The organism is Deinococcus koreensis (genome assembly GCF_002901445.1).
Lineage (GTDB): Bacteria > Deinococcota > Deinococci > Deinococcales > Deinococcaceae > Deinococcus > Deinococcus koreensis.
On the sequence record NZ_PPPD01000006.1, the window covers coordinates 37,938 to 43,937 of the forward strand.

The following is a 6,000-nucleotide window of genomic DNA, read 5'->3' on the forward strand; positions in this document are numbered from 1 at the left end:
AAGGAGCCGCCACCGAACGGGTGGGCTGGACATCGTGGCGATCTATGTCCGGCGCGGCCCGTCCGGTGGAATTTCAGCGGCGTATGCGGTAGCGAATATGCGTGGCTTCGGGGGTGTCGATGACCTGAACCACCTCCAGCTCGAGGCGTGAGGGCAGCACCTCAAACAGCCGACGGCCACCGCCAAACAGCACTGGAATCTGGTGAATTTGCACCTCGTCCAGCACCCCAGCCTCAAGCGCTTTTTGTGCCGTGTACGCGCCATGCACCATCACGTTCCGAGAACCGGCGGCAGCTTTCGCCTGTGCCATCGCACTCTCGATGCCGTCCAGGACATACGTTACCAGCGGGTACTGTGCGACGGATGGGCCGGGAGGCCGGTGGCTGGGAACGAAGATCGGGACACCGTGGTGGTCGCCGCTCCAATGATCCACCTGTTCCGCGGTGCGACGACCCACCAGCACTGCACCCGTGGCGTTGGTCTCTTCCATGAACTGCTTGCCGAGAGTGGAATGCGCGGTCGGCATCCGCGTGGTCGGTACAGGCGATCCGTCCCAGCGCATCTCGTACCAATCGTGCAGCCGCATGAAGCCGTCGCCGCCGGGGTTGCCCGGTGCGTCGTTGGATCCGGAGATGTAGCCGTCGAGCGACATGGACATGTAGAGCACAGATGTGGACATCTTGACCTCCTGTGGATGTGAGCCGGCCGGAACGCGAAAACGTGTGGGTGCATGGCCGGACGCTCGGGGAATTTCATGTGCGGCCCTTCGCGGCTGCGGCGAAGCGCTTCCAGGACAGGCGTGGGCGTCAGGGTTCCAGACCCTGCGGGCATTACCGCCCGCGGCGATACGTCAGCCCGAGGAGGCCCGAAGGAAACGCCTCGGATCCGGCGAGCTGGAGGTTCTGTCGATCCATCTCCGGCGCGGCCAGGTCGGTGCCCCGGCCCAGCACCATGGGGCTCACGGTCAGGCGGTACTCGTCGATGAGGTCGCGGCGCATCAACAGGTGCGCAACACTCGGACTACCCACCACCGTGATGTCGCCGCCCTCCTCTTGTTTGAGTTTCAATACTTCTTCTGGAACGTCACGCGCGACAAAGCGTGTGTTGCTCCAGTCGCTGCGGTCTGTAGTGGTGGACACCACAACCTTCTCGGTTGCGTCCAGCCAGGCAGCGTGTTGGCGCTCGTAATCGGAACTACCGGGATTGGCCGCGACCTTCGGCCAGTGGTTCAGCATGCCTTCGTACGTCACACGGCCCCAGATCACCGTGCTGGTATCGGCAAGCGTCTGCGACGCAAAGTGCTCGAGGTCGGGCCCGTAACGGATCCAGCCGAGATCCCACGGTGCGGGGCCCTGCACCTTGCCATCCAGCGACGCGTGTACGAATAAGACGACTTTTCTCATGGGTCTTCCTTTATTGAATGGGCTGATGGTCCGGTTGCGGCGAGCACCACCCGTGGAGCTTCAAGTGGGGCGGCCGGGCATAGGCATGGGTGCGGACTGTCGCTCGCGCTCACGTAGAGGGGGCCTGAAACTCATCGACAAAGCGTTCCAGGCGCTCCAGAGTCTGCTGGGCACCTTCGGCCGCGCCGTGGCGATCCACCGCCGCGTCGCGCTCTGCCGTGCTGCGAAAAACGGTACGCAGGGTGAGTTCGGTCTGCTCCCCCCGGTCTACGAACCGGACAGTTACGTCGAACGCGGCCTGGTCGTGCGCGTGGGCGCCGTGCCGGAATGCGATCCGCTGCACTGGCACGATCTCCCGCCATTCGATGTGGTTGGGGTAGACCGTGCCGTCCGGCCCGCGCATGTCGAAGGCCCAGACGCCGCCAACGCGAAACTCGAGCGCGTGCGTGGTGGTCGTAAACCCGCGCGGCCCGAACCAACGGTCGAGGTGGCGCGCCTCGGTCCATGCCCGGAAGACCAGGGATCTCGGGCCACGGATCAGGCGGGTGGTCTCGATCTGGCGGCTTTGCTCGGGTTCTGCGGCGTCAGTCGGTTGCATGGTCGTCCTCCAGGTGTCCAAGTTCCTCCACGTACGCTTCGAGCCGATCGAAATTCTCGCTCCAGAACTGCTCGAAGCCCCCCGTCCAGGCGTGCACCTCCCGCAGCGGCTGCGCGTTGAGCGTGTAGTGGCGGTGGCGCCCATCCTCCCGCACGCTCACCAGGCCCACCTGGCGCAAGACCCGCAGGTGCTTGGAGGTGGGCGACGGCGCGAGCGCGAGCGCGTCGGCGATCTCGGAGGCCGCCTTCTGCCCGGTGCGCAGCAGCGCGAGGATGCGCCGCCGCTGGGGCTCCGCTACCGCGTTGTACACGTCCGAGGTTGTTGTTGCGCGTGCCACAGCCTTAAACTATTTCCTATATAGGAAATAGTCAAGGCCCTGTGTGGTTCGGCGGGGTTCCAGGTTGTTGGCCCGCTTCCTGCCGGGCTTTGCCTCTGGCCTTGAAGTCAGGCGTTGACCCATGGGATGCCGGCCAGGCGGTTCTCGTACACGTGGTGGCCCATGACGCGTCGGCGGTGGCCCCTACCCCCCGGCCGAATTGCTCTTCCAGCCCAAGACGCCCCGCTTGACCAGGGGCCGCCTGCCGTCCCAGTACCCCTCCCAGGCCCACAGGACATGCAGCGTCGCGAACCAGGCCGCGCCGGCCCACGTTGGCGGCGCTTCGCCCACCAACGGCACGTATATGAACGGCCACAAGGCGAGCGCGAGCATGAGGGCCGCCCCCTGCGGCGACGTGCGCAGCCAGGGCCAGTCCACGCCGAGGCCCCGCCAGTTCAGGGCGTACAGGAAGGCAGCAAGCAGATGCAGCCCCAGAAGCCCGCCGAGCGGCACCGGCGACGTGCTCAGGGCGCCGACAAGCACCCAGGACACGTCAAGGAACCCCACGAGGACGAACACGAGCATTGCCTGAGCCCGGGTCAGACGCAAGAGCAACCGCATCCCCCGTGACCCCCCCGGCACCGGGGCCAGGGACCGCGGCGCGGCGCGCTGGATGGCGATGGCCGCCGGCACGAACCCCAGCGCCCGGATGACCTTGCTCCATTGGCCTGGCGTCTCCTCGACGGCGTCCAGCCACTCGGCCTCCCGCCGCGACGCCCGCGCCGGAAGGTTCCGGGCCAGCCGGCGAACGATCCAGGCAGCGACCCGGGGCAGCCACCCCCCAAGTTCCACGGCGACCATACCAAGCACCCAGGCGATCAGGAGTTCCGGCCAATTGACCTCACGCACGGCGCACCTCGGCCCCACCTGGAAACAGCACGTGGCGCTCCTCCTCATAGCGGCGCATCCCGGCGGCCGTGAGGTGGTAGTACCACCGGGGCCGGCGCCCCTCCCCTTCCAGCGCCTCCAGCTGCGCCCCGATCAGCCCCCAGGTCTCAAGTTTGTCCAAGATCGGATACAGGGTGCCGTTACCCATCTCCAGCGCGCGGCCAATACTCAGGCCGTAGTGCTGCCCGGCGGTGCCGTGGTATAGCAGCGCCATCACCCGGATGGCGTTGCGGTTGAGCTGGGCCGTCGGCGGCATAGTCGTATTTTCGACTTTTGGCACCGAGGTGTCAAGCGCGGGTGCGGGCGGCTCTTGGCAGGCCGCAGCGGGCGGTTCACCACTGGAGGCCTCAGGGGTTCGGCGGCCCTACCATACCCCTTCAAATAGTGTGCCTTGCCGGTTCTCGTGAACGCCGGTCAAGAGCTCAGGAAAGAGGTACGGCATGCCCTGCCGCTCGCGGCGCAGCCGGTGTTCCAGGTGCGCGTGCAGCCGCTGGCTCGGCAACACCAGCAGGTTGGCCGCCACGTTGTTGGTGCTGTCGCCGTCGCGGTGGTGTACCACTTCACCGGGCAGTAGGGGTCGGCCGAGCATCGCGGCCGCCACTACGCGGTGAGCAAGTTGCACCCGTCCGGTGGCGCGGTCTCTCACTCTTACGTACTTCTTCATGGACGCTTTCCGCACCTTCATCTGATGAATTCAGTCTTTCATATAAACATGAAAACATCAAATAATTTTTTCAGCCTAAATGTTTTAAGAGTGTTTCCTGGTGACGTCTTTGGTGCCCGCAGGACACCTGTGCTGGTGGTTGTGAACCCGGATTGGGTGGGTCGAGGGTCAGCCATGTTCCACGGGGCGCTCTGCGCCGCCCTGATGTGGTCGGCCGCCTCGTATTCCGCCCTTGACCAGCGTCTGCTCTGGTAGGGTGGATTGACGTTGCTACGGCTCCTTGCGTCTGATATGCACAGGAGGCGAACAGCACTGAACGCTGATCTCTGCGTCTGTGGCGGCCTTAAAGGAGAACATGAGATACAATCTCAAAATTGTTTTGATTGATTTGGTTATTCTTTCAAGTTTAGGTGAGGCAAGTGCGGCCTGTGAAAGAGTGACTGTATCTCTTGGACAAGATTTGAAAGACTCCGGCATACTTATAGATGAAGACTTAGATGGTTTAGATTTTTCAAAACGCGTGATTAATCTCGATAGGAGTTTCAACATCTCTGCATGCAACTTGAACATCCTGTTTGATGGAAACGCAATCAAAATTAAGGGCAATAAAATCATTGATGTTATGAAAGCTGTACTTGGCAATAGGAAATATATTGAAATACCCATGATTTCAAGAAAGTTTTCCGAAGACGGTGTAGATTTAAACGCGAAAATTCAACTATCTTACAGCATATATGATAATGCGTTTGAGGATCTGCTTTACCCATTTAAAGACAAGGCTCTAGAGTTGTTTTCAGATGATGCTATAGGTTACCGTATAAATGATGAGACAAAGTATCACGCCTACTTTTACAAAGAAGAGTACCATCCTTTTACTCTGCCGACAAAAACCAATTACATTGAATTTGTTGCATTTACGAAAAATGAAGGAGGGTTCAAAAAAGTCAGCTTCGATTTTCTTGAAAACTCAGTGACTATTTATAAAAATATAAAATAGTTTAAGCAACTATCTTGTGCTCGCTCTCGTACCGGGGCATCAGGCACCTGCGGTCTGGAAGACCAGACCCCTGGCCTAAACTCACACCCGTGCCCCGTCTCCTTGTTCAGAGCCTGCTGCTGTCCCCGTCCGCCCTCGCCGCCCCGGTGGCCCACGTCAAGCTCTACAGCAACGGCACGGAGATCGTGCAGTGGACAGACACGAACGGGCGGCTCAGCGGCACCTACCAGGTCGTGTTAGCTGGCGAAACCCTTCAAAAGATTGCCAGCCGCAACGCGACGTTCAGTGGCACGCGGCAGGGCTCCACGGTTACCCTGTGGTTTTCCACCACGGTGTTCGGCAGCACCGACACAGCCGTGTGGACGGGCACCCTGGCGGGGTCGAACCTCACGCTCAACCGCCCGCTGAGCACCGGCATAGAGCGCGTTACCCTGACCAAGAGCACTGTCGAGGCGTACAACGCGGCGGTGGCGGAGCTCCAGGCCCAGGTGGACGCCCAGACCAGCGCCGTTCGGGAGATCAACGCGGCCGCCGCCGAGTTGCTCCGGCGCGCCCAGACGGTGTGGCGGGAGCTGACCCAGCGGGCCGTGCGCGACCTGCAGTCGGCGGCGGCCCTTTTCGAACAAGACTTGGCCGCCCTGTACATAGACCACCAGACCCTACTCAAGAACGCCGCCGAGGCCGAGGACTGCTACGACGTGCAGTCCGTGCAGGGCTATGACCTGTCCCAACTCACCGGCTACGACCTGAGCCAGGTCACCGGCTTTGACACGGCCGCGCTGGAACGGGCGATGGCCGATACAGGGGGGCCCTGGCCAGCGTTGAGTTCTGGAGTGCGGACTGGCGCACCACTGCCCAGGACGCCTTCCGACTCCAGAAGCTCACGCCGCTGTCCTCCGAACGGTGGTCGGTGGATGCTCCCGCACTGGAAGCCGCAGAGCGTGACCTGCGCTCAGCCGCCGCGCAGCTTCGAGTCCAGCAGGCCCAGGCCGTGGCCACCCGGCAGCGCACGCTGGCTCAGGCCCAGGTCTGGATCGACGACGCGGCAGCTGAGCGCAGGGCGCTTGGTGTGCC

Annotated in this window: 9 protein-coding genes; 2 read left to right on the forward strand and 7 right to left on the reverse strand. The window is 62.4% G+C overall.

Translation table 11 applies throughout. From position 1 onward, the window contains the following. Nucleotides 1-73: 73 nt before the first annotated feature. The 7 genes from CVO96_RS20585 to CVO96_RS20615 form a co-directional block, all read right to left on the reverse strand. Nucleotides 74-679, reverse strand: a complete 606-nt coding sequence (locus CVO96_RS20585) for a dihydrofolate reductase family protein (protein WP_103314349.1) — start codon at nucleotides 677-679, stop codon at nucleotides 74-76. A 151-nt stretch (nucleotides 680-830) separates the two neighbouring features. Further along, nucleotides 831-1,403: a dihydrofolate reductase family protein gene (locus CVO96_RS20590; protein WP_103314350.1), complete on the reverse strand. Its 573-nt coding sequence runs from the start codon at nucleotides 1,401-1,403 to the stop codon at nucleotides 831-833. Between the two features lie 109 nt (nucleotides 1,404-1,512). Continuing rightward, entirely contained in the window at nucleotides 1,513-2,001 is a 489-nt protein-coding gene (locus tag CVO96_RS20595) for an SRPBCC domain-containing protein (RefSeq protein ID WP_103314351.1), read from the reverse strand. Beyond that, a complete protein-coding gene (locus CVO96_RS20600; protein WP_207795401.1) occupies nucleotides 1,988-2,311 on the reverse strand; it encodes an ArsR/SmtB family transcription factor in 324 nt (107 codons plus the stop codon). The genes CVO96_RS20595 and CVO96_RS20600 overlap by 14 nt, the downstream gene beginning before the upstream one ends. Before the next feature lie 210 nt (nucleotides 2,312-2,521). After that, nucleotides 2,522-3,226, reverse strand: a complete 705-nt coding sequence (locus CVO96_RS20605) for a hypothetical protein (protein ID WP_133161920.1) — start codon at nucleotides 3,224-3,226, stop codon at nucleotides 2,522-2,524. Beyond that, the gene (locus CVO96_RS20610) at nucleotides 3,219-3,521 is read right to left on the reverse strand and encodes a PadR family transcriptional regulator (RefSeq protein WP_103314354.1); all 303 of its coding nucleotides are present in this window, start codon (nucleotides 3,519-3,521) and stop codon (nucleotides 3,219-3,221) included. Before CVO96_RS20610 ends, CVO96_RS20605 begins: the two co-directional genes overlap by 8 nt. 108 nt (nucleotides 3,522-3,629) lie before the next feature. Further along, complete coding sequence (locus CVO96_RS20615) at nucleotides 3,630-3,929, reverse strand: HNH endonuclease (protein ID WP_243398541.1); 300 nt, start codon at nucleotides 3,927-3,929, stop codon at nucleotides 3,630-3,632. Nucleotides 3,930-4,284: 355 nt separating this feature from the next. Between CVO96_RS20615 and CVO96_RS20935 the strand changes: the two genes are divergently transcribed. Continuing rightward, a complete protein-coding gene (locus tag CVO96_RS20935) occupies nucleotides 4,285-4,926 on the forward strand; it encodes a hypothetical protein (RefSeq protein WP_133161921.1) in 642 nt (213 codons plus the stop codon). An 89-nt stretch (nucleotides 4,927-5,015) separates the two neighbouring features. Then, nucleotides 5,016-6,000: hypothetical protein (locus CVO96_RS20620; RefSeq protein WP_133161922.1), on the forward strand; the 985-nt coding region annotated here is incomplete at its 3' end.